The organism is Streptomyces swartbergensis, from assembly GCF_002148965.1.
In the GTDB taxonomy this organism is placed as follows: domain Bacteria; phylum Actinomycetota; class Actinomycetes; order Streptomycetales; family Streptomycetaceae; genus Streptomyces; species Streptomyces swartbergensis.
This window is the reverse complement of sequence record NZ_NGFN01000120.1, coordinates 1-22320: the sequence shown is the minus strand read 5'-3', so window position 1 is coordinate 22320 and position 22320 is coordinate 1. Positions and strand designations below refer to the sequence as shown.

21 protein-coding genes and 1 riboswitch are annotated in these 22320 nt (G+C 73.0%); of the genes, 15 read left to right on the top strand and 6 right to left on the bottom strand.

Features of this window, described 5'->3' with window-relative positions:
- Positions 1-143: 143 nt before the first annotated feature.
- From CA983_RS20300 to CA983_RS20290, 3 genes are all read left to right on the top strand, one after another.
- The gene (locus tag CA983_RS20300; protein WP_086602325.1) at positions 144-470 is read left to right on the top strand and encodes a hypothetical protein; all 327 of its coding nucleotides are present in this window, start codon (positions 144-146) and stop codon (positions 468-470) included.
- Positions 471-581: 111 nt separating this feature from the next.
- The gene (locus CA983_RS20295) at positions 582-2969 is read left to right on the top strand and encodes a phosphoketolase family protein (protein ID WP_086602324.1); all 2388 of its coding nucleotides are present in this window, start codon (positions 582-584) and stop codon (positions 2967-2969) included.
- A gap of 71 nt (positions 2970-3040) precedes the next feature.
- Entirely contained in the window at positions 3041-3664 is a 624-nt protein-coding gene (locus CA983_RS20290) for a DedA family protein (RefSeq protein ID WP_086602323.1), read from the top strand.
- Between the two features lie 12 nt (positions 3665-3676).
- On the opposite strand, the gene CA983_RS20285 is transcribed toward CA983_RS20290, so the two are convergent.
- On the bottom strand, positions 3677-4204 hold the full coding sequence (locus CA983_RS20285) for a gamma carbonic anhydrase family protein (RefSeq protein WP_086602322.1): 528 nt from the start codon (positions 4202-4204) through the stop codon (positions 3677-3679).
- Between the two features lie 111 nt (positions 4205-4315).
- Here CA983_RS20285 and CA983_RS20280 point away from each other — a divergent pair, with 111 nt between their 5' ends.
- Positions 4316-5113 (top strand): acyltransferase, encoded by a 798-nt coding sequence (locus CA983_RS20280; protein WP_086602321.1) that lies wholly within the window; start codon positions 4316-4318, stop codon positions 5111-5113.
- Between the two features lie 15 nt (positions 5114-5128).
- Here CA983_RS20280 and CA983_RS20275 read toward each other — a convergent pair whose 3' ends face one another.
- Complete coding sequence (locus CA983_RS20275) at positions 5129-5986, bottom strand: DMT family transporter (protein WP_086602320.1); 858 nt, start codon at positions 5984-5986, stop codon at positions 5129-5131.
- 96 nt (positions 5987-6082) lie between these two features.
- On the opposite strand from CA983_RS20275, the gene CA983_RS20270 reads away from it, so the two are divergent.
- Together CA983_RS20270 and CA983_RS20265 are read left to right on the top strand one after the other, a co-directional pair.
- Positions 6083-6655 carry a helix-turn-helix domain-containing protein gene (locus CA983_RS20270; protein WP_086602319.1) on the top strand — a complete coding sequence of 191 codons (573 nt, stop codon included), beginning with the start codon at positions 6083-6085 and terminating at the stop codon, positions 6653-6655.
- A 43-nt stretch (positions 6656-6698) separates the two neighbouring features.
- Complete coding sequence (locus CA983_RS20265) at positions 6699-7256, top strand: YbaK/EbsC family protein (protein WP_086602318.1); 558 nt, start codon at positions 6699-6701, stop codon at positions 7254-7256.
- A 9-nt stretch (positions 7257-7265) separates the two neighbouring features.
- On the opposite strand, the gene CA983_RS20260 is transcribed toward CA983_RS20265, so the two are convergent.
- Positions 7266-8336, bottom strand: coding sequence for a cation diffusion facilitator family transporter (locus CA983_RS20260; RefSeq protein WP_425276460.1), 1071 nt, complete (start codon positions 8334-8336; stop codon positions 7266-7268).
- 17 nt (positions 8337-8353) lie between these two features.
- Between CA983_RS20260 and CA983_RS20255 the strand changes: the two genes are divergently transcribed.
- A complete protein-coding gene (locus tag CA983_RS20255) occupies positions 8354-8713 on the top strand; it encodes an ArsR/SmtB family transcription factor (protein ID WP_167407417.1) in 360 nt (119 codons plus the stop codon).
- Between the two features lies 1 nt (position 8714).
- Here the strand turns inward: CA983_RS20255 and CA983_RS20250 are convergent, their stop codons facing one another.
- Positions 8715-9938 (bottom strand): 4-hydroxybenzoate 3-monooxygenase, encoded by a 1224-nt coding sequence (locus CA983_RS20250; RefSeq protein ID WP_086602315.1) that lies wholly within the window; start codon positions 9936-9938, stop codon positions 8715-8717.
- 91 nt (positions 9939-10029) lie between these two features.
- On the opposite strand from CA983_RS20250, the gene CA983_RS20245 reads away from it, so the two are divergent.
- Together CA983_RS20245 and CA983_RS20240 are read left to right on the top strand one after the other, a co-directional pair.
- Positions 10030-10560, top strand: coding sequence for a hypothetical protein (locus CA983_RS20245; RefSeq protein WP_086602314.1), 531 nt, complete (start codon positions 10030-10032; stop codon positions 10558-10560).
- Positions 10557-14894 (top strand): ATP-binding protein, encoded by a 4338-nt coding sequence (locus tag CA983_RS20240; RefSeq protein WP_086602313.1) that lies wholly within the window; start codon positions 10557-10559, stop codon positions 14892-14894. Before CA983_RS20245 ends, CA983_RS20240 begins: the two co-directional genes overlap by 4 nt.
- A gap of 24 nt (positions 14895-14918) precedes the next feature.
- Here CA983_RS20240 and CA983_RS20235 read toward each other — a convergent pair whose 3' ends face one another.
- The gene (locus CA983_RS20235) at positions 14919-16523 is read right to left on the bottom strand and encodes an APC family permease (RefSeq protein ID WP_086602312.1); all 1605 of its coding nucleotides are present in this window, start codon (positions 16521-16523) and stop codon (positions 14919-14921) included.
- A gap of 134 nt (positions 16524-16657) precedes the next feature.
- Positions 16658-17086 (bottom strand): CoA-binding protein, encoded by a 429-nt coding sequence (locus CA983_RS20230; RefSeq protein ID WP_086602311.1) that lies wholly within the window; start codon positions 17084-17086, stop codon positions 16658-16660.
- Positions 17087-17167: 81 nt separating this feature from the next.
- A riboswitch (cobalamin riboswitch) is annotated at positions 17168-17357 on the top strand.
- A 69-nt stretch (positions 17358-17426) separates the two neighbouring features.
- Between CA983_RS20230 and CA983_RS20225 the strand changes: the two genes are divergently transcribed.
- From CA983_RS20225 to CA983_RS20200, 6 genes are all read left to right on the top strand, one after another.
- The gene (locus tag CA983_RS20225) at positions 17427-18443 is read left to right on the top strand and encodes an ABC transporter substrate-binding protein (RefSeq protein WP_086602310.1); all 1017 of its coding nucleotides are present in this window, start codon (positions 17427-17429) and stop codon (positions 18441-18443) included.
- On the top strand, positions 18440-19453 hold the full coding sequence (locus CA983_RS20220; protein WP_086602309.1) for a FecCD family ABC transporter permease: 1014 nt from the start codon (positions 18440-18442) through the stop codon (positions 19451-19453). Before CA983_RS20225 ends, CA983_RS20220 begins: the two co-directional genes overlap by 4 nt.
- Positions 19450-20250: an ABC transporter ATP-binding protein gene (locus CA983_RS20215; RefSeq protein ID WP_425276459.1), complete on the top strand. Its 801-nt coding sequence runs from the start codon at positions 19450-19452 to the stop codon at positions 20248-20250. The genes CA983_RS20220 and CA983_RS20215 overlap by 4 nt, the downstream gene beginning before the upstream one ends.
- 146 nt (positions 20251-20396) lie before the next feature.
- Positions 20397-21422, top strand: coding sequence for a hypothetical protein (locus CA983_RS20210; RefSeq protein ID WP_208636998.1), 1026 nt, complete (start codon positions 20397-20399; stop codon positions 21420-21422).
- Positions 21419-21961 (top strand): SixA phosphatase family protein, encoded by a 543-nt coding sequence (locus tag CA983_RS20205; RefSeq protein ID WP_086602308.1) that lies wholly within the window; start codon positions 21419-21421, stop codon positions 21959-21961. The genes CA983_RS20210 and CA983_RS20205 overlap by 4 nt, the downstream gene beginning before the upstream one ends.
- 28 nt (positions 21962-21989) lie before the next feature.
- Positions 21990-22320, top strand: a 331-nt coding sequence (locus tag CA983_RS20200) for an IMPACT family protein (RefSeq protein WP_143645517.1), incomplete at its 3' end; no start/stop codon positions are given.

The window sequence follows — 22320 nt, the reverse complement described above, 5'->3', positions numbered from 1 at the left end:
GTCGGGTGACCCGCCCCCGGCTCCTGACCCCCGGCTCCCGGTCCGCGGTTCACCCGGTCTGCGGTTCACCCGGCCCGCGGTTCACCCGGTCCGCCGGTGGTGCCCGACGAGGTGTCAGTCCGTCCTGGCACATAGGGCGTTGCATGACCGACACCGTCGCCCGATTCCCCCGACGGTCCGCCCTGCGTCTGCTCGGCGGAGCGATCGCCGTCGTCGCGGCGGCCGCCGGTGGTCTCGCCGTGCCGTCCCGTGCCCAGGCGCGGGACGGACACGGCCCGGGCGCCGGCGCCCGCGTCATGGGCCGGGGAGCAGCGGCGTATCACCGTGCGCGTCGAGCGGCGGACCCTGTCTTCGTCTTCCTGGGACCGAAGGCCCACGACTGGGTGCCCGGCACCGGTCCGCGCACCCTGTGGATCGGGGCGTCGTCACGGGATCTGGGGCTGCGGACGAGCGCACGGGTGGGTGGCTGACGCGGCGCGCGCCGCACAGCGGCGGCACATGGCCGGGAGGCGCCCGGCATCGAACCGGAACAGACTGGTACTCCTCCTGAGGCCGTCGCAGAACCCAGGGAGTCATCACTCATGCCCGAGGCCCCGCGCCAGGACAGCAGCACGCAACCCACCGACGAGGAACTGCGCACGCTGGACGCCCACTGGCGGGCCGCCAACTACCTGGCGGCCGGTCAGATCTATCTGCTGGCGAACCCGCTGCTGACCGAGCCGCTGCGGCCCGAGCACATCAAACCGCGGCTGCTGGGCCACTGGGGCACCTCGCCCGGACTCAACCTCGTCCACACGCACCTCAACCGGGTGATCAAGAACCGCGCGCTGGACGCGCTGTGCATCTGGGGCCCGGGCCACGGCGGCCCGTCGGTGCTGGCCAACTCCTGGCTGGAGGGCAGCTACAGCGAGACGTACCCGGACGTGACACGGGACGCGCAAGGCATGGAGCTGCTGATGCGCCAGTTCTCGTTCCCCGGCGGCGTGCCCAGCCACGTCGCCCCGGAGGTGCCCGGCTCGATCCACGAGGGCGGCGAGCTCGGCTACTCCCTCGCCCACGCCTACGGCGCCGCCCTCGACCACCCCGGCCTGCTGGTCGCCTGCGTGATCGGCGACGGCGAGGCGGAGACCGGCCCGCTCGCCGCGTCCTGGCACGCCAACAAGTTCCTCGACCCCGTCCACGACGGTGCCGTCCTGCCGATCCTGCACCTCAACGGCTACAAGATCGCCAACCCGACCGTGCTGTCCCGCCTCCCGCAGTCCGAGCTCGACGCGCTCCTGCGTGGCTACGGCCACGAGCCGATCCACGTCAGCGGCGACGACCCGGCCGCCGTCCACCGCGCGATGGCCCAGGCGATGGACACCGCGCTCGACCGCATCGCCGAGGCCCAGCGCGCCGCCCGCGAGGAGGGCGTGACCGAGCGCCCGCACTGGCCGGTGATCGTGCTGCGCACCCCGAAGGGCTGGACCGGCCCGGCCGAGGTCGACGGCGAGCCGGTCGAGGGCACCTGGCGCTCCCACCAGGTGCCGCTGGCCGGTGTCCGTGACAACCCGGACCACCTGCGGCAACTGGAGGCCTGGCTGCGCTCCTACCGGCCCGAGGAACTCTTCGATGCCGAGGGCCGGCCGGTCGCGAACGTCCTGGCCTGCGTCCCCGAGGGCAGCAGGCGGCTCGGCGCCACCCCGTACGCCAACGGTGGGCTGCTCGTCCGCGACCTGCCGATCCCGTCGCTGGACGACTTCGCCGTCCCCGTCGACAAGCCGGGCACGACCCTGCACGAGCCCACGCGCGTCCTCGGCGACCTCCTCGCCCAGGTCATGCGGGACACCGCCGACCGCCGTGACTTCCGCCTGGTCGGCCCGGACGAGACCGCCTCCAACCGGCTCCAGGCCGTCTTCGACGCCAGCGGCAAGGCCTGGCAGGCCGGGACCCTCGACGTCGACGAGCACCTCGACCGGCACGGCCGGGTGATGGAGATCCTCTCCGAACACCTCTGCCAGGGCTGGCTGGAGGGCTATCTGCTCACCGGCCGGCACGGGCTGTTCTCCTGCTACGAGGCGTTCGTGCACATCGTCGACTCGATGGTCAACCAGCACATCAAGTGGCTGCGCACCTCCCGCCGCCTGCCGTGGCGCGCCCCCATCGCCTCCCTCAACTACCTGCTGACCTCGCACGTGTGGCGGCAGGACCACAACGGCTTCTCCCACCAGGACCCCGGCTTCGTCGACCACGTCCTCAACAAGAGCCCCGAGGTCGTGCGGGTCTACCTCCCGCCGGACGCGAACACCCTGCTGTCCGTCGCGGACCACGCCCTGCGCAGCCGCGACTACGTCAACGTCGTCGTGGCCGGCAAGCAGCCCTGCTTCGACTGGCTGTCGATGGACGAGGCCCGGGTCCACTGTGCCCGCGGCGCCGGCATCTGGGACTGGGCCGGCACCGAGGACGGCTCCCGCGAACCCGACGTGGTGCTGGCCTGCGCCGGAGACGTCCCCACCCAGGAGACCCTGGCCGCCGCGCACCTGCTGCGCCGGCACCTGCCCGACCTGTCGGTCCGCGTGGTGAACGTCGTCGACCTCGCCCGGCTGCTGCCCCGGGAGGAACACCCGCACGGCATGAACGACTTCGAGTACGACGGCCTCTTCACCACCGACAAGCCCGTGATCTTCGCCTACCACGGCTACCCGTGGCTGATCCACCGCCTGGCCTACCGCCGCACCGGCCACCAGCACCTGCACGTGCGCGGCTACAAGGAGGCCGGCACCACCACCACGCCCTTCGACATGGTCGTCCGCAACGACCTCGACCGCTACCGCCTCGTCATGGACGTCATCGACCGCGTCCCGGGGCTCGCGGTGCGCGCCACGGCCGTACGCCAGCGCATGGCCGACGCCCGCACCCGCCACCACGCCTGGATCCGTGAGCACGGCACCGACCTGCCCGAGGTCGCCGAGTGGAACTGGAACGCCTGAGCCGCGGGGGACGTCTTGTCAACCGGTAGGCTTCCCGTGCTCGCAGGGAAGCACAGGGAAAGGATCCGGCGTTGCACGTCCAGGAGTGGCTCGAAACCGTACCCGCGGTGGCCGTCTACGCACTGGTGGGAGTGGTCATCGGCCTGGAAAGCCTGGGCATCCCGCTGCCGGGCGAGATCATCCTCGTCTCCTCCGCGCTGCTCGCCTCCCAGCACGGTGACATCGACCCCGTCGTCCTCGGCGCCAGCGCCACGGCCGGCGCGATCATCGGCGACTCCATCGGCTACGCCATCGGACGCAAGGGCGGCCGCCCCCTGCTGGCCTGGCTGGGCCAGAAGTTCCCCAAGCACTTCAGCGAGGGCCACATCGCCACCGCCGAGCGGTCCTTCGAGAAGTGGGGCATGTGGGCCGTCTTCTTCGGCCGCTTCGTCGCCCTCCTCCGCATCTTCGCGGGCCCGCTCGCCGGTGTGCTCCGGATGCCGTACTGGAAGTTCCTCACCGCCAACATCCTCGGCGGCATCCTCTGGGCAGGCGGCACGACAGCGGTCATCTACTACGTGGGCATCGTCGCCGAGTCCTGGCTGAAGCGCTTCTCGTGGCTGGGCCTGGTGGCGGCGGTCCTCGTCGGCCTCACGTCGATGCTGGTCCTCAAGCGCAAGGCGAAGAAGGCAGCACCTGCTGTCGCGGCTGAGTAGGTCTGTACGAACCTACGCGTGCACCTCACGGTGCGCCTTCGCCAACTCGGCGTACATCGTGCCGTTGAGGGTGACCCCCTGCCGCTCCTCCTCCGACAGCTCCCGCCGCACCTTCGCAGGCACCCCCGCCACCAGCGACCCGGGCGGCACGACCATGCCCTGCGGCACCAGCGCCTGCGCGGCGACGAGCGACCCGGCCCCGATCACCGCCCCGTTCAGAACCGTCGCCCCCATCCCGATCAGACAGTCGTCCTCGACGGTCGCCCCGTGCACCACCGCGTTGTGCCCGATCGACACCCGCTCACCCACCGTGACGGGAAACCCCGGGTCGGCATGGAGGGTGCAGTTGTCCTGGACGTTGCTGCTCGCCCCGACGGAGATCGTCTCGACGTCACCGCGCAGGACGGCCCCGTACCAGACGCTCGCGCCCACCCCCAGCGTCACGCCCCCGATCACCGACGCCGTCGGCGCCACGAACGCCGTCTCGTCGATCTGCGGCTCCCTGCCCCCGATGCCCGTGATCATCGCCCGCTGTCCCATGTCCGCCTCCCGGAAACGTCGTAGACCACCCGCACCGTACGCCACCTGGTAGGGCGAAGATCACAGGCCCTCGCCCCCATACGGGCTCCGTCCGCTGAGTACGGTGACCTCGTGCCGAAGCGCAAGAACACGTTCTCATCCTGGCGGCGCGGCCTCGCGCAGCGCGTCGTCCACGCGGGCTGGGCCTGGGCGCAGCGCACGGGTTCCGTGACCGCCGAGCACCCCGGACGCTACCGATTCGGCGCGATGGGAACAGGTACCAGACTCGCCTTCCCGCTCGGCACGGTCTTCGGCGAACCCTGGATCCACCTGGGCGCCCACTGCGTCATCGGCGAGCAGGTCACCCTCACCGCGGGCCTCATGCCCGACCTCGACCTCGGCCCGGACCCGATCCTGCGCATCGGCGACGGCGTCGTCCTGGGCCGCGGCAGCCACGTCATCGCGGACACGACGGTCACCATCGGCAGCGACTGCTACTTCGGTCCGTACGTCTACGTCACGTCCACGAACCACTCCTACGACGACCCGCACGAGCCCATCGGCAAGCAGTGGCCGCGGATGGAGCCGGTGGAGATCGGGCCCGGCTGCTGGATCGGCACGGGCGCGGTGGTCCTGCCGGGTGCCCGGATCGGGCGGAACGTGGTGGTGGCAGCGGGAGCGGTCGTCCGGGGCGCGGTGCCCGACCACGCCGTGGTGGCGGGCGCGCCGGCGCGCGTCGTACGGCGCTGGACACCGGCCGACGGCTGGCAGCCGCCGCTGCGCACCCCGCAGCCGGTGCCGATACCGGAGGGCGTCACGCCCGAGCAGCTGTGCGCCCTGTCGGGCCTGGACGAGGAGGCGGCGGCCCGGCTCGCCGAGCTGGACGAGGAGGCGGCGGCCGGACTGGCCGAGCTGGAGCCGGGTTCCTGAACGGCCCCGGTCGGCTCAGCCCGACGCCAGCAGCACCGTCCCCACCAGGGCCAGCCCCGCACCCGCGGCCTGCACCGCCCGCAGCCGTTCGCGGAGCACACCGCGCGCGGCCACGGCCGTGACCACCGGGTAGAGCGAGGCGAGCACGGCGGCGACGGTGACCGGGCCGTGCTGCGCGGCGATCGAGTACGTGCCGTTCGCGGCGACGTCCGCGAGGCCGACGAAGGCAAGTGCCGGCAGGGAGCGCCACGGGAAGCCGCCCGCCGGAAGGGCGGGCGCCCCGCGCCGCACCGACACGTACAGCGCCAGTCCGCCGGCGGCGACATTCGTCACCCGCTGCACGAACAGCGCCAGGAACAGCCCGGTCAGTGTGGTCGAGGCCTCGGTGATCAGGGCCATCACCGCGCCGAAGCCGAAGGCCGCGAGGAGGGTCAGGGCGATGGCCTGGCGCTGGACGGGGGCGCCGCGGAACTGGGGCCCGCCGGCCAGGCAGACGCCGGCGACGGCGACGAGGATGCCGACGAACTGGAGCACGCCGGGGCGCTCGCCCAGCACCAGGCCCACCCCGACCGGCACGGCCACGCCGATCGAGCCCAGCGGCGAGACCACCCCCATCGGGCCCAGCGCGAGGGCCTTGTAGAAGGCGAGCATCGCCACCGGCCCGACCAGACCGGCCGCCACCGCGAACCACAGCTGCGGCCCCGCCTCGCTCCAGCCGCCCGTGGCCACCACCAGCACGCCCAGGACGACGACCGCGATCGACTGCGAGACGACGACCACCGTCAGCGCGGGCGTGCGCCGGGTCAGCAGTCCGCCGCCGAAGTCGGCCAGTCCCCACAGCAGGCTGGTGGCCAGGGCGAAGAGCGCTGTCATGGGCGGATGCCTCGCAGTACAGTTCGGTGAACGATCAGGTCAACCACACCGTAGTGCAGTGAGTTGCACTATGTCATACAGAATATTGGACGGAACGTGTCGGACCTCGACCTGCTGACCCAGTCACTGGCGCGCAGCGTCAAGCACTGGCGCGCGGTGCGCGGCTTCACCCTGGACGTGCTCGCCGCCCGGGCGGGTGTCAGCCGCGGCATGCTCATCCAGATCGAGCAGGCCCGCACCAACCCCAGCCTCGGCACGGTCGTCAAGATCGGCGACGCGCTCGGCGTCAGCATCACCACCCTCCTCGACTACGAGCAGGGCCCGAAGGTCCGCATCGTCCCCGCGGAGCAGGCCGTACGGCTGTGGCACACCGAGGCCGGCAGCTACAACCGGCTGCTTGCGGGCACCGAGGCACCCGGGCCGCTGGAGATGTGGGACTGGCGGCTCATGCCCGGCGAGAGCAGCCCGTCCGACCCGCACCCCGCCGGCACGATGGAACTGCTCCACGTCACGGCCGGGGAGCTGACCCTCACCGTCGACGGCGTGGAGCACCGCGTCCCCGCCGGCGCGAGCGTGTCCTTCGAGGCCAACCTCCCGCACACGTACGGCAACACCGGAGACGTGCCGATGGAGATGATGATGGCCGTCTCGGTGCCGCCCGTGACCTGAGACGCCCGGTCCGAGGGCGGTCCGGTGTTGTTAACGTGCCGCCATGCGCGCACCCATCGGACACTTCGACGACGCCCGCCCGGCCCCCGCCTGCCTCGACGAGCTCACCGGCCCGGTCGCCGACGCCGTACGCCACTGGCAGGGCAGCGTCCCCGCCGACCAGATCCTCTACGTCGACACCGACCCGGAGTGGGCCGACACGGCCACCTTCGTGGAGCACTACGGCCGTGACCTGCTGGAGCGGTCCGCGAACTGCGTGGTCGTCGCGGGCAAGCGTGGCGGCGAGTCCACGCTCGCCGCGTGCGTGGTGCTGTCCACCACCCGGGTCGACGTCAACGGCGCCGTACGCCGCCAACTAGGCGCCCGCAAGGCCTCGTTCGCCGCGATGGGCACGGCGACCGGGGAGACCGGCATGGAGTACGGCGGCATCACCCCGCTCGGACTGCCCGGCGGCTGGCCCGTACTGGTGGACGCGGCCGTCGTCGACCTGCCGTACGTGCTGGTCGGCAGCGGCCGGCGGCGCGGCAAGCTGCTCGTGCCGGGCAAGGCGTTCGCGGAACTGCCGGGCGCGGTGGTGCTGGAGAGGCTCGGGGTCGCCTGAGGGCAGGTCCTACGCCGCCGCGTGGTGGGCCAGCGGCAGGTGTGGGTCGGCCTCGCCCGGGGCCGGTTCCGGGTCGGCGTGGACCAGGGCCGCGGTGAGGCGGGGCACGGCGTGCAGCAGCGCGTGCTCGGCGTCGACGGCGATGCGGTGGGCCTGGCGTACGGTCACGTCACCGTCCACCACGACCGCGACCTCGGCGCGCAGCCGGTGACCGATCCAGCGCAGCCGCAGCTCACCGACCCCGCGCACCCCGGGGACCTCGGTCAGCGCCCGCTCGGCCCGGTCCACCAGGGCCGGGTCGACCGCGTCCATCACTCGGCGGAACACCTCCCGCGCGGCGTCCCGCAGCACCAGCGCGATCGCCGCCGTGATCGCCAGCCCGACGATCGGGTCGGCCGGTTGCCAGCCCAGGGCCGACCCTCCGGCGCCCAGCAGCACGGCCAGTGAGGTGAAGCCGTCGGTGCGGGCGTGCAGCCCGTCGGCGACCAGCGCGGCCGAGCCGATCGCACGGCCGACGCGGATGCGGTAGCGGGCCACCCACTCGTTGCCCGCGAACCCCACGAGGGCGGCCACGGCGACCGCCGGGACGTGCTGGACCGGGCGCGGGTCGAGGAGGCGGTCGACCGCCGTCCACCCGGCGAAGGCCGCCGACGCGGCTATCGTCAGCACGATCACCAGGCCCGCCAAGTCCTCGGCCCGCCCGTAGCCGTAGGTGAAGCGCCGGGTGGCCGCGCGCCGGCCGAGCACGAACGCGATCCCGAGCGGCACGGCGGTCAGCGCGTCCGCAGCGTTGTGCACGGTGTCCCCGAGCAGCGCCACCGAGCCGGAGGCGGCCACCACGACCGCCTGCGCCAGTGCCGTCACCCCGAGCACCGCGAGCGAGACCCACAGCGCCCGCATCCCGCGGGCCGAGGACTCCAGTGCCGGGTCGACCTTGTCGGCCGTCTCGTGGGAGTGCGGCGTGAGGAGGTGGGAGAGGCGGTGGCGGAGGCCGGTGGGGGAGTGGTGCTGTGGATGCTCGTGCCGGTCGCTCACGTGAGTCCCCTTCCGGTGCGTGCGAGTGGACGTGCCCACGCCCATGGCGCCATTATGTGCGTATGAGCGCACGCATGCACCTATCACCTGCGCACGATGCGCATCCGCGCAGCCCCGGCGAGGAACAGTTCGCGCTCGCGGCCGAACTCCTCGCCCTGCTGGGCGACCGCACCCGGCTCGCCCTGCTGCACGCGCTGGCCGAGGGGGAAGCCGACGTCACGACCCTCACACAGACCTGCGGGGCGGCCCGGCCCGCCGTCAGCCAGCACCTGGCGCGGCTGCGTCTCGCGGGCCTGGTGACCACGCGCAAGGAGGGCCGCCGGGTGATCTACGCGCTCCGCGACGGCCATCTGCGCCGGCTCGTGGACGAGGCGCTGAACGTGGCCGACCACCGGCTCAGCGACCGGCCCGTCCACGACTGAGTCAGTACCGCGCGGCCGTCCCCAGGTACTGCTCGGCGAAGGCGGCGGCCGCCGCGGGCGAGGTGAACAGGCGGCGCAGCCGGGCGAGCGTGGTGCCCGCGCGGAATGGGTCGCCCGCGGCCGTGCCGTGGTACACCTCGGACAGCCACTGCGAGAACTCCTGGTAGTCCCACACCCGCCGCAGGCATGCCTGCGCATAGCCGCCGAGGCCGCTGTCGTCCCCGCCGGTCAGGTGGGCCACCAGGGCGTCGCCGAGCAGGAAGGCGTCGTGCAGGGCGAGATTCATGCCCTTGGCGGCGATGGGGGCGACCAGATGGGCGGCGTCACCGGCGAGGAAGAGCCGGCCGGACACCATCGGCTCGACCACGTAGTCGTGCATGTCCAGCACGCGCTTCTCGATCAGCCGCCCCTCGGTCAGCGGCGGCGCACCGGACGCCCCGAGCCGCTCGTGGAGCTCCGCCCAGACCCGCTCGTGCGGCCAGTTCTCCGGGTCGTCGCCCGGCGGGCACTGGAGGTAGTAGCGGGTCACCTCCGGGCTGCGGGGCATCTGCCCGGCGAACCCCCTGGAGTGGCAGCCGAACAGCACGCAGTCGGCGGACGGCGGCGCCTCGGCGAGCAGGGCCAGCCAGCCGATGCCGTAGTCGTGCCGCGCGACACGGACCCGCTCCGGCGGCAGGGCGGCCCGCGTCACCCCGCGCGCCCCGTCGCAGCCGGCCACGAAGTCGCAGTGCACGACCCGGTGTTCACCCGTCTCGGGGCAGGTGTACGACACCGACGGCCGGTCGGTGTCGATGTCGTGCACCCGCACGTCCCGGACGCCGAAGCGGATCTGTCCGCCGCGTGCGTCGGCGTACTCGCGCACGAGGTCCGTCACCAGCAACGGCTGCGGGTAGACGAAGTGGTGACTTCCCGTCAGCTCGCCGTAGGGGAACCGGTACCGCTCGCCGTCGAAGCGGAACTCGCACGCGCTGTGCAACTCCGCGCGGTCCAGCAGGTTCCGGGCGAGGCCCCGCTTCTCCAGGCCCCGTACGGCCCATTCCTCGATGACTCCGGCCCGGGGCCGCTGTTCGATGAACTCCCGGGTCTCGGTCTCCAGTACCAGGCAGTCCACGGACGCGGCCCGCAGGATGTTGCCGACGGTCAGCCCCGCGGGACCGGCGCCCACGACGACGACCGGAACGCGGTGCGGGGGCGGCGGGTCGGTGCGGGGGGCTGTCGAGGTCACCCGCACATTATGACGATCCGATCGCCGAGCGAGGAGGATTCCGCAGCGGTAGTGTGATGGGCCCTGACGACAGCGAGGATCGGTTGCCGCCATGACGGACCTGCTCCCCCTGGCGGCACTGTCCGCCGCGGCCCTCACCGAGGGCGTCAGATTCCTCTACGACCAGGCGGGCGAGCTGCTCAGAGCCCGCCGTGAACGCCGCGCGGAGCAGTCCGCCGGGGACACCCCGGCCGTCGTCGCCGAACCGGCTGTCCTGCCCGCGGCCGACCCCGCCGCTGTGGAGCGGTTCTCCGCGGAACTGCGCGCGCTGCGCGCCGATCTGCACGAAGTCGCCTCCGGAGTCGACGAGATCGACCCGGCGGACGAGGCGCTGGTCCGGCGCGTCGACGCCCTGCGCCGCGTTCTCGAGGCCGTGTACGGCATCGCCGTGACGTTCGACGGAGAGACCCGACCGGACGACGTGCCGCGCACCCACGGGCGGATCGACGTCGACGCCGTCGCCGGCTACGTCGCGGCCGTCCGGGCCGACCGGCCCTCCGGCTGGATCAAGGGCGACGTCCGGGCCGGACGGGTCGAGGCGGGCGGCGAGGCGATCGGCGTCGACCTCCGCGACCAGCGGTGACGGCCCCGGTCACGGGCGCCGGCGGCAGCGGTCCCGGGCTGCACTTCCAGGACCTGATCACGGACCGCGCCACCGCGTTCGTACCGCGCCCCTGGCTGGCAGGCGACATCGAGCGGTGCCTGTCGGACGCCACCACACGCATCGTGCTCGTCACGGGCGAACCGGGGGCGGGCAAGACCAGCCTGCTCGCCGGCCTGGCCCGCGCCCACCCCGAGTGGCAGCACTACTTCATCCGCAAGGACAGTCGGACCGCGCTCACCGGCAGCGACCTCCAGTCGTTCCTGCTCACCGTCGGTCACCAACTGGCTCGCACCCGGCCGGAGTTGTTCGAGCCGCAGCGGCTGGAGGTCACCGTCGACCAGCGCATCGGGACGGTGGAGACGGGAGCCAGGGCGGTCGGCATCCGCATCGACGACCTGCGTGCCTCCCCGTTCCACCGGACCGCGTCCCTGCGCGTCCAGCAGGACGTCCTCCGGGTGTCGGGCAGCGCCCTGGGCGTCGAGATCGGGACCGCGACCGTGGAGCCGCGACTGCTCGAACCCGCGGTCCTCGCCCACCTCGCGCTGATCGGGCCCGCGCAGGTGCTGCTGTCCGACGCGCCGGACGAGCGGATCGTGCTCCTCGTCGACGCCCTCGACGAAGGCGCCCACGAACCCGGTGCGACCCTGCTGGACTGGCTCGCCACAGGCCCGCAACTCCCGGCGAACGTCCGGGTCGTCGTCACCTCGCGCCCGCACGCCGCGCTCGACCGGCTCCGCTCCGCCCGCGGCGGGAGCATCGCCGAGATCGCCATCGACCCGTCGTCGCCTCAGGTGCGGGGCGACCTGCTCACCTTCGCCGACCAGGAACTGGCCCCGGAGACGGTCGCCAAGGCGCTGCGTGCGAACGGACGCGACCCGGTGGAGTTCGCCCGCGCACTCGTCCGGCGGGCGAGCGGCAACTTCCTGTACATGGCGATGTATCTGCGGGCCCTGCGCCAGGCGATCGACCAGGACGACGCACCGCTCACCACCCGCCTGACCAACGCCGACGCCGTTCCGGACGGCCTCCACGGCCTCTACGCGTTCTTCGTCGAGACCGCGCGCACGCAGCTCGAGAGCCTCGGCATGCTCGACATCAGCGACCCCCTGACCGCCACGGACCTGGTCACTCCCGCCTGGGAGGGAGCCGCCCAGCCCCTCCTCGGCGTCCTGACCGTCGCGCGCGAGCCACTGACTCCCGAACAACTGCGTACGCTGGCCGGGATCCGGGTCTGGCCGCGGGCCGTTCGCTCGGTGCTGGGCCGGATCCGCTGGCTGCTGTCCGTCCGGGACGGCCGGTACGCCTTCTACCACCCGTCCGTCGCCCAGTTCCTGACGGACCCCCAGGTCGCCCGCGAGCACCTCGACTGGGGCGTCGCCGAACAGGAGTGGCACGAGCGCATCGTGCGCCACTACCGCGCCGGGGCCCCGTCCTGGGCGGACGTCGACTGGCCTGCGGTGGACCGGTACGGCCTGGCCCACCTCGCCCACCACCTCGTACAGTGCCGGCCCGCGATCGCCGCCGAGGCGCCGGACCTGGTGTGCCCGGGGCTGCGCCTGGCCGGCCGGGCCGCGTTCGGCTCCGACCGGTACTTCGCCAGGGTCGTCGAGACGGCCGCCGACCACCTGCTCGACGGCGCTCCCGCACCGTCGGACACCCCGACGGTGCTCTTCCTGGCCACCGTACGGCGCCAGTTGCGGCGGGCGACGTCCATGGCGGCGCCCGCCGTGTACGGCCTGCTGGCCCGGCTCGGCCGGGTCGACGAGGCCATGACGCGGCTCGGCGCGCTGGCGCCGTCCGGGCAGCAGGTGGCCGCCCTGCTCGAGGTGCACCGCCACACCGCGCATCCGGTGCGCCGGGCGGCCGTGCGCGACCTGCTGGGCGAGGCCGCGTCCGTGGCGCCGCTCGACCCCCACGGCCTGGCGCGGGATTTCGTGGAGGAGGCGGCGCGCAGGCTCGCTCCCCACGACCTGCGGCTGGCCCTTCACCTCTGGGAGCGGGCCCAGCACGAGGCCTGGAAACCGGCTCCGCCCGACGACGTGCTGCGTGCCGCGGCCGACGAGGCCGACCACGGCGACGCCATCGAATTCGTGGCGGGGATGAGCGCCGGGCGTTGTGGCGCCTACCTCGACCTCGCGGACCGGGCTCACGGCGATGACCGGGACGAGCTGCTGGCGTGGACCGCGCGCGCCCTGTGCCACGCCGCTCCCGGGGAACGGCTGACGTCCCTCGTACGCCTCGCCGGCACCCTGCGGGCCACGCGACCCGAGCACGCCGACCGTTTCGCCGAGCAGGCGATGCGCGAACTGGCCGAAGCCTGGCCCGGGGAGGACGGCGCGCTCGCCCAGGCGGTGGCCGAGGCGGCCGAACACGCCGCGGGACCGTACCCGGCGCTGTCGCGGGAGCTGCTGCGCCGTCTGGACACCGTGGAGGTGACGGGCCTCGTCGACGACGCCTTCTTGCAGGCCGCACGCGTCCGGGCGGCCCTCGGCGACATCCGCGCCGCGCACCGGCTGATCGACCGGGTCCTGCGCTTCGGCAACGGCGTCTGGTACGCGAAGAAGGCCGCGAAGGTACTCGCCGCCTTCGACGGCGAGGCGGCGACGGCGGTGATCGACGCCGCCTGCGCCCGGGTTCCCCCCGAGCCGTCGTCGCGGGACATGCTCAGCCGACTGCACCACGACGGGGACTTGGAGACCCTCGCCGAGGCCCTGGCCGACCGCGCCCCGGAACGGGCCGTGGCCTACGCCCGCGCGATCGCCACCACCGACTGGCAGCCGCCCTTCCACGACCGCTACTCGGCCCTCGTGCTCGTCGCCCACCGGCGCGCCGACGCAGGCGACCTCGCCATGGCCCGCGCGATCCTGGACGAGGCGTTGCACGCCGCCGAGGAGGTACCGCCCGTGGCCAACCCGCCGCTGTGGGGCTTCTACCACCTGGTGGAAGAAGGGGGTGGCGTGGCCCGGGGGAACGCGGTCAGCGACCCCGTGGCCGAGATCCCCATGGTGATGAACCACACCAACGACTGGCAGCGGCTCGTCGAACAGCGCTTCCACAGCGACCCGTCGGACGTCCTGCGCGCCATGACGCCCAGCACCTGGTCGGTCGGCCACCCGTACTCCTGGGCCCGTACGATCCGCTGCTTCGCCGAGGCCGTCGCCGTACGGGACCTGGACCGCGCCCGCACGCTCGTGCACGCCCTGACCGACCCCGGCGAGCGGGTCGTCGGACTCGCCGGGCTCTTCGGGATCGCCGCCGGAGCGGACCGGGCGGCGGCCGACCGGCTGTGGGCCGAGTTCGGACAGGCGTACGCCGCGATACCCCGGTACGAGTGGAACCTGCCGCAGCAGCAGGACGGGCCCCTGGCTTATGTGCGCCCCGACCACCGCAGCAGATTCGAGGCCGCGGTGCGGCTCCTGCCGTGGGAGGCCGACCCGGCCATGGCCTTCCTCGGCGCCGACGGCACTCCGTACCTGCTGTCCATGTTCCACTTCGCCTTCGGCGCCGACGCCTCCCGCCGCTACGCGTTCGACGTGATGAACGGCCGGCAGCCCTACCCGCCGTTCGCCCACACACACCGCTCACTGCTCCGGATGCCCCTGGACGTCCACGGGCCGCTGCTCACCGGCGTGATGCTCGCCCCGGCCATCGTTAACGAGTACCTCGCGACCGCTTCCGGCGCGCCCCCGGCCGTCGAGTCCCCGCCCGTCCTGGAGGACGAGGTGTACGCGGCCTACGTGGACATCGCTCTCCTCGGCGCGGAGGCCGGCGCCGCACGGGTGCGGCCGCTGCTGGACTCGCCGAGGCTTCCGGCCGTGGCGGCGCTGGTGGCCCGTACGGCCGAGATCCACGGTGCGGGCGATCCGGCCGTGGCCGCGCTGTGCGCCGACGTCGTGGCCGCGGCGGAGCGGGCCGAACCCGCCCAGCGCGTGGTGACGTTGCTGCAACTGGCCCGGTCCCCGGCCACGGCCGGCCTGGTCGACGCGGAGGACCTGCTGGAGCGGACGCTCGCCCTGACCGACAATCCCTGGGAACGCGTGGAGCGTGACGAGGTGCTGCGCGAGCTGTTCGCCATTCTCCTGGGCAGGTCTCCCGGGACCGCGCTGCGGCTGCTGTACGACCGGACCGCGGATGCCTGGGCCATGGTGACGGCGATGCTGGAGAACGCCGTCACCCCGCTCCTCGATGGCCTGGGACCGGACGCTCCGCTGCTGCTCCACCGGGCCCTGCGGCGTGCCGTGGCCTGCGTATCGGCGCGGGGCCGCACGGACGTGCCGTCGATCGACGGTGTCCGTACGGCCCTCGGCGACTGACCGGGTCGGGCGGTCAGTGTGCGGTCAGTGGACGGCCACCTCGGTGACGGCCACCTCCCCGATGCTCCGCTCGATCTCCTCCGGCCGGGACGCCGACGCCCGGGCCCAGTAGTAGATCACCAGGGAGAACACCGTGATGACGGCCATGTCCCACCACAGTCCGATGTGTCCCTGGCCGCCGAAGCCGCCCTGCCAGGAGATGACGCCCATGCCCAGCAGGTAGACGGGCAGCCACCGGGCGGCCTTCCAGTCGAGCCGGGGCGCGTCGGGCAGGCCCTTGCGGGTGGCGTACCAGGCGTATCCGCCGAGCAGGACGTAACCGAGGACGATGGCCACACCGAGCCGCCACAGCGTGTCCCAGGTCGACCAGTAGATGATGAGGTTGGCCACGACGAACGACAGCGGGGAGACGACGTTCCCGCCGGGCAGGCGGTAGGGGCGTTCGCGCTGCGGCAACCGGTCGGCGAAGACGCCGTACGCCAGCGGGGCGCCCGCGTACATCAGCACGCTCGCCGAGGTGATGAAGCCGACCAGCTGCTGCCAGCTCGGGAACGGCAGGAAGCAGACCACACCGGTCACGAAGGAGACGATCAGCCCGAACCACGGCACGCCCCGCGCGTCGGTGCGGGTGAAGATCTTCGGCGCGTAGCCGTTGCGGGCCAGGCCGTAGGAGACGCGGGAGGTGGCGGTGGTGTAGATCAGGCCGGTGCCGCCGGGGGAGACGACCGCGTCCAAATACAGCACCACGCTCAGCCAGCCGAGCCCCAGCAGGGTGGCCAGTCCCGCCCAAGGACCGCTGATCCCGGGATAGTCGAGCTTGGCCCAGCCGTGCGCGAAGGAACTCAGCGGCAGGGCGGCGATGAACACGATCTGGAGCAGGACGTAGATCGCGGCTCCGATGGCGACCGAGCCGAGCGTCGCGCGCGGCAGGTCACGGGCCGGGTCGCGGCTCTCGCCCGCCAGCTGGATCGCCTGCTCGAAGCCCAGCAGGGCGAAGATGATGCCGCTGGAGCTGACGGCGCTCAGCACGCCGTGGGCGCCGAACGGCGCGAAGCCGTGCTCGGTGAAGTTGCCCGGGTGGAAGTTGCCCGCCGCGATGATGAAGATCGCGACCAGCGGCACGGCCACCTTCCACCAGGTGGCGGCGCTGTTGGTGTGCGCCAGGATGCGCACGCCGAGGAAGTTGATGACGACGAACACGGCCATCAGGAGCACGGCGACGACGAACCCGCTCGTCGTCAGCGTCCCGTCCTTGGCGTGCTGGAAGCCCTGCGCCCAGTGCCAGTGCCCGGCGTAGCCGATCATGGCTTCGACCTCGATCGGGGCCACGGTCGCGGCCTGGAGCCAGGAGAACCAGCCGAAGGACATGCCGGCGAGACCGCCGAACGCGTAGTGCGGATAGCGTGCCGTGCCGCCCGCGACCGGGAACATGCCGCCGAGTTCCGCGTGCACCAGTGCCAGCAGCACGATCGCGACCGCGCCGATCAGCCAGGACAGGATCGCCGCGGGGCCGGCCGCCACGACTGCCTTCTCGGCGCCGTACAACCAGCCGGAGCCGATGATGGATCCGACCGACGCCCACATGAGGCCGATCAGTCCGACATCCCGGCGGAGGCCGTCTCTTACCATGAATTCAGGGGCCTCTCATAAATGAACTCGGGGAGTTCGGCGTGCAAGAGGCCTCAGGTTAGGAATGGGTCAGCCGACGGCAGAAGGCGCGTTGTGAAGCCTTGACCGGGCGCGGGCATTTCCTGGAATGCGCTTCAGGAATTCTGTACGCCGCGATGAGGAAGTCGTGGGATCTCGATCGCCGGGCAGCGGTCCATCACCATCTCCAGGCCCGCGGCGCGGGTCCGGTCGTACGCCGCCTCGTCGAGGACGCCGAGCTGGAACCACACCGCCTTCGCGCCCTTGGCGACCGCCTCGTCCGCGACGGTTCCGGCGAGATCGCTGTTCACGAACACGTCCACGACGTCCACGTCGAAGGGGATGTCCGCCAGACTGGCGTACCCCTGTTCGCCGTGCACCGTCTCCGCCTTCGGATGTACGGGCACGACGCGCTTGCCGTAGCGCTGGAGCACGGCGGCGACGCCGTACGCCGCGCGCTGCTGGTTCGACGACAGGCCCACCACGGCCCAGGTGTCGCCGAGCTCGGTGAGAATCCTGCGGACCGTTGCCTCGTCGCCGTACACCGGCGGCCTCCTCGAAAGTCACGGAAGAACTGCTGTCCCCACAACGGCGCAGGGTGCGCGGTGATTCCCCGGCGCCCTCCGTGATAGCTTGCCGACGCCAGTCGAACCCATGTACGTGGGTCAGGGAATCCGGTGCGAATCCGGAACTGACGCGCAGCGGTGAGGGGGACGGGCGGGGCCTCGGCCACTGGACGGCGTGTGTGACGTCCGGGAAGGCGCCCCGTACCGGACGAACCCGAGTCCGAAGACCTGCTGGCGGCCCCCGCGGCGGTTCGCGGCGGGGGAGCACCGTACGACCGGGCTCCGCGATCGAGCCCTCGACGACTGAGGACTGGTTCTTGTGCCCCTCGCCCGACCTGCCCGTGCCGCCGTCCTGCTCGCGGCCGGCTCCCTGCTCCTGACCGGCTGCGGCGACTCGAAGGCCACCACCACGAAAGCCGCCGTCACCCTCGGCAATTGCGGCCACGAGGTGCGCGTCGAGGCCGCGCCACAGCACGCCGTCTCCCTCAACCAGGGCACCACCGAGATCCTGCTCTCCCTCGGCCTCGCCGACCGCCTCGCGGGCACGGCCACCTGGACCGACCCCGTGATGAAGGGGCTGGCGAAGGCCAACGCGAAGGTGCCGCGCATCGCCGACAACAACCCGTCCTTCGAACGGGTGCTGGACGCCGACCCCGACTTCGTCGCGGCGTCCTTCGTCTCCACCCTCGGCAAGGGCGGTGTCGCCACCCGCGAGCAGTTCGAGAAGCTCGGCGTGCCCACGTACGTCTCCCCGTCGGACTGTGCCGGCAAGGACAACTCCGGGGGCGGCGACGGCGCGCGCGCCGAGGCACTGGGCATCGACACCGTCTACGGCGAAGTACGCGACATGGCGGCCGTGTTCGGGGTGAAGGAACGGGGCGACAAGCTCGTGGCCTCCCTCCAGCGGCGCATGGCGAAGGCCACGCGGGGCATCGACGCCTCCGACGTCACCCTCCTGTACTGGTTCGCCAACTCCGAGTCGCCCTACATGGCGGGCTGTTGCGGAGCGCCCGGCATCATCACCCGAGCCCTCGGCGCGAAGAACGTCTTCGACGACACGCACGAGGAGTGGCCGCAGATCAACTGGGAGACGGTCGCCGAACGAAACCCCGACGTCCTCGTCATCGGCGACCTGACCCGCAAGTCACAGACCGCCGAGTCGGCCGCGAAGAAGATCGCCTTCCTGGAGTCCGACCCGGTCACCAGGAACATGGACGCGGTCAAGCACAAGCGGTACGTGCTGCTCAGCGGGCAGGCCATGAACCCGACCATCCGCACGGTCGAGGGCGTGGAGAAGGTCGCCGCCGGACTGCGCGAGTCCGGGCTCGTGAAGTGACGGTCCGCGGGCCCGCGCTCGGTGTCGCGGGCGCCTTGCTGCTGGTGGTCTCCCTGGCCCTGGCGATCACCGTCGGACCGGCCGACATCCGGGTCGCGGACGTCTGGTCCGCCGTCGCGGCCCACCTCGGGCTCGGCAGCTCGGACCTGACGCCGATCCGCGACGGGATCGTCTGGCAGCTGCGGCTGCCGCGCACCCTGCTCGCGGCCGTGTGCGGGGCCGGACTGGCCGTGTGCGGGGCGGTGATGCAGTCGTTGCTGCGCAACCCGCTCGCCGACCCGTTCGTGCTCGGGGTGTCCTCCGGCGCCTCCACCGGCGCGGTCGTGGTGGTCGTCCTGGGCGTGGGCGGCGGCGCCGTCTCGGTGTCCGCGGGAGCGTTCCTCGGCGCCCTGGTGTCCTTCGCGCTGGTGCTGCTGCTCAGCCACACCCTCGGCGGCACCACCGACCGGGTCGTCCTCGCGGGCGTCGCGGCCATGCAGCTCTTCTCCGCGCTCACCTCCTTCATCGTGATGACGGCTGCCGACGCCGAGACGACCCGGGGCGTGCTGTTCTGGCTCCTCGGCTCGCTCGGCGGCGCGGGCTGGACCGACGTGTGGCTGTGCCTGGCCGTCCTGGCCGTGGCGCTGGCGGTGTGCCTGTCGTACGCCCGTACCCTCGACGCCTTCGCCTTCGGGCAGGACGCGGCGGCGGCGCTCGGGGTGTCCGTGGCCCGCACCCGCCTGGTGCTGCTGTGCGTCACGGCCCTGCTCACGGCCGCGCTGGTCAGCTCGGCCGGGGCGATCGGCTTCGTCGGGCTGGTCCTGCCGCACGCCGCGCGGGCCCTGGCCGGTCCCGGGCACGTCCGGCTGCTGCCGGTCACCGCACTCGCCGGTGCGGTGTTCCTGGTGTGGGTGGACACGCTCGCCCGTACGGTCCTGGATCCGCAGGAGGTGCCGGTGGGAGTCGTGACCTCGCTGATCGGGGTGCCGGCGTTCGTGGCGGTGCTGTACCGGACGCGGAGGGTGCGGTGAGCGGGGTGGAGACGGCGGTGGGCGGTGCCGGGCTGCGGGCCGACCGGGTCGGTCGCCGGGCCGGCGGGCGCCTCGTCCTCGACGGTGTCGTCCTCGCGCCGGAGACCGGCTCCACCGTCGGCGTCCTCGGCCCCAACGGCTCCGGCAAGTCCACGCTGCTGCGGCTGCTGGCCGGACTGCTCACACCGACCGCCGGAGTCGTCACCCTCGACGGCACGCCGCTGGGGGACCTGCCCCGGCGTACGGTCGCCCGCCGCCTCGCCGTGGTCGAGCAACAGGCCGACACACAGATCGAGTTGACGGTCGCGGACGTCGTACGGCTGGGCCGCGTGCCGCACCGCCGCGCCTGGACGCCGGCGTCGCCGGACGACGAGCGCGCGGTGCGCGGCGCCCTGGAACGCACCGGCCTCGCCGACCGCGCCGGCCAGCCCTGGCACACCCTCTCGGGCGGTGAACGCCAGCGGGTGCAGATCGCCCGCGCGCTCGCCCAGGAACCCCGCGAGCTCCTCCTGGACGAGCCGACGAACCACCTCGACATCCACCACCAGCTCGACCTGCTCGCCCTGGTCACCGGCCTGCCGGTCACCACCGTCGTGGCGCTGCACGACCTCAACCTCGCGGCGATGTACTGCGACCAGGTCGTCGTCCTGAGCGCGGGGCGGGTCGTGGCGGGTGGTGCTCCGGGCGACGTCCTGACGGAGGAACTCATCGCCGAGGTGTACGGGGTGCGGGCCGCCGTCAGCTGTGAGGGCCCCGAGCGGCGGCCTCATGTGCGGTTCCTGGGGACGCTGGGCTGAGTGGGTGGTGTGTCGTACGTGGGGACGGCTTTCGGCACGGTGACCTGATCCGTCCGGCACGCCATTGGTGGGGTGTTCCCGCCACGGTGGCCGGAAAAAGCCGCACATGGCTGCGTGTGCCCGTCCGCCCGTCCTACGCTCGCCTCGTGCTGCGCATCATCGACGCCCGTACCGGCGAGCCGGTCCACGCCGCTCCGGCCCGCCGGGGCCTGACCCGTGTCGAGGTGCACGCGCCCGGCTCCGACCCGACGAATCTGCGGGTGCTGCTCGTGGCGGACCTGCTCGTGCGGGCGCTGGAACTCGGCGGCACACCGGTGTGGGCCCTGCTGACCGGCGGGAGCCGACAGGCGGAACTGCGCGCGGACGCCACGGCCCTCGGCATCCGCCCCTTCGAGGACAGCCCCGACGTCAGCGCCGGACTGGGCGAGGCCCAGGTCGTCCATGTCGCCGCCGAGGGTGGAGCGGCCCCTGACGGGGCGCGGATCGCTGTCGCGCCTGTGGAGGAGACGGAGCCGGGCACGCCGCGCGGAGAGCGGCGGGAAGCCGGGACCTCGGACGCGGTTTCGGGGGAGCTGGGCCTGCCGGTCGGCGGGGCGGCGGAGTCGGGTCGGCCGAGCGGGCAGTCGGCGGAGTCGGGCCTGCGAGGCGGTGAGTCGGCGGACTCGATCCTGCCGGTCGGTGAGTCCGCGGAGTCGGGCCCGCCGTCCGACAAGTCCTCGGAACCGAGCCCACCGAGCGGCCGGCCGGCGGAGGCGGATCCGCTGGCCGACAAGTCCTCGGAGTCGGACCCGGCGAACGGCCAGTCGGTGGGACGCGGCACGCTGGGCGGTGTCGACCCCACCGTCCTGCGCCTCGCTCTGCTCACCCGGCACCACGACGCCCCCGTCCGGCTGGATGCGGGCGTCCTGGAGGAGGCCGGCGCCACCCTCGCCCGCTGGCGCGGCGCGGTCGCCCGCTGGGCCCGAAGGCCCTCCCGGCCCGTCCCCGACGACGTGCGGAGGCGATTGCGTGGGGCCTGGGAGGACGATCTGGACGTGCCCCGGGTGCTCGACGAACTGCGGCGGGTGGAGAACGAGCCGGAGCTGCCGGACGGGGCCCGTTTCGAGACGTACGCCTACGCCGACCGGCTCCTCGGCCTCGAGCTCACCCGCGATCTGGGAGCACCGTCATGATCGAGCGCGCCGGAGCGGGTCCGCTGCGCCGACTGGTCGTGCTGCGGCACGCCAAGTCCGCCTGGCCCCTGGACGTCGCCGACCACGAGCGCCCGCTCGCCCCTCGTGGCCGCCGGGACGCCCCCGCGGCCGGACGGGCCCTGGCCGAGGCCGACTGCCTGCCGGACCTCACGCTGTGCTCCACCGCCGTACGCGCCCGCCGGACCTGGGAGCTGGCCGCCGCAGAGTGGGGCACGCCCCCGCCGGTCCGGTACGACCGGCGCCTGTACGCCGCGAGCCCCGCCGGTCTGCTGGCCGTCGTGCACGAGGTGTCGGCCGAGGTGGAGACGCTGCTGCTGATCGGGCACAACCCCGGCCTGGAGGAACTGGTCCTGGCGCTCGCCGGTGACGGTCTCGACGACAGCCTGGAGCGGGTCCGCACGAAATTCCCGACGTCGGCCATCGCCGTACTGTCCTGGTACGGCACGACCTGGCAGGACCTCACCCCCGGCGCCGCGCTGCTCACCTCCGTGACTGTGCCCCGGGGCGCGAAGAAGTAGATCCCGGGCCCGCGCATAGGGTGGCCGGATGCAGGACGAATACCGCACGGTCGCCCGCGCCGGCGTGCACGAGACCGAGGTCAACCGCTCCCGCTTCCTGTGCGCACTCGCCCCGGCGGCCACCGAGCAGGAGGCGCAGGACTTCATCGCCAGGGTCCGCAAGGAGCACGCCGACGCGTCCCACAACTGCTGGGCCTACGTCATCGGCGCCGACGCCTCCGTCCAGAAGGCGAGCGACGACGGCGAGCCCGGCGGCACCGCCGGCGTCCCCATGCTCCAGATGCTGCTGCGCCGCGACATGCGGTACGTCGTCGCCGTGGTCACCCGCTACTTCGGCGGGGTGAAGCTCGGGGCGGGCG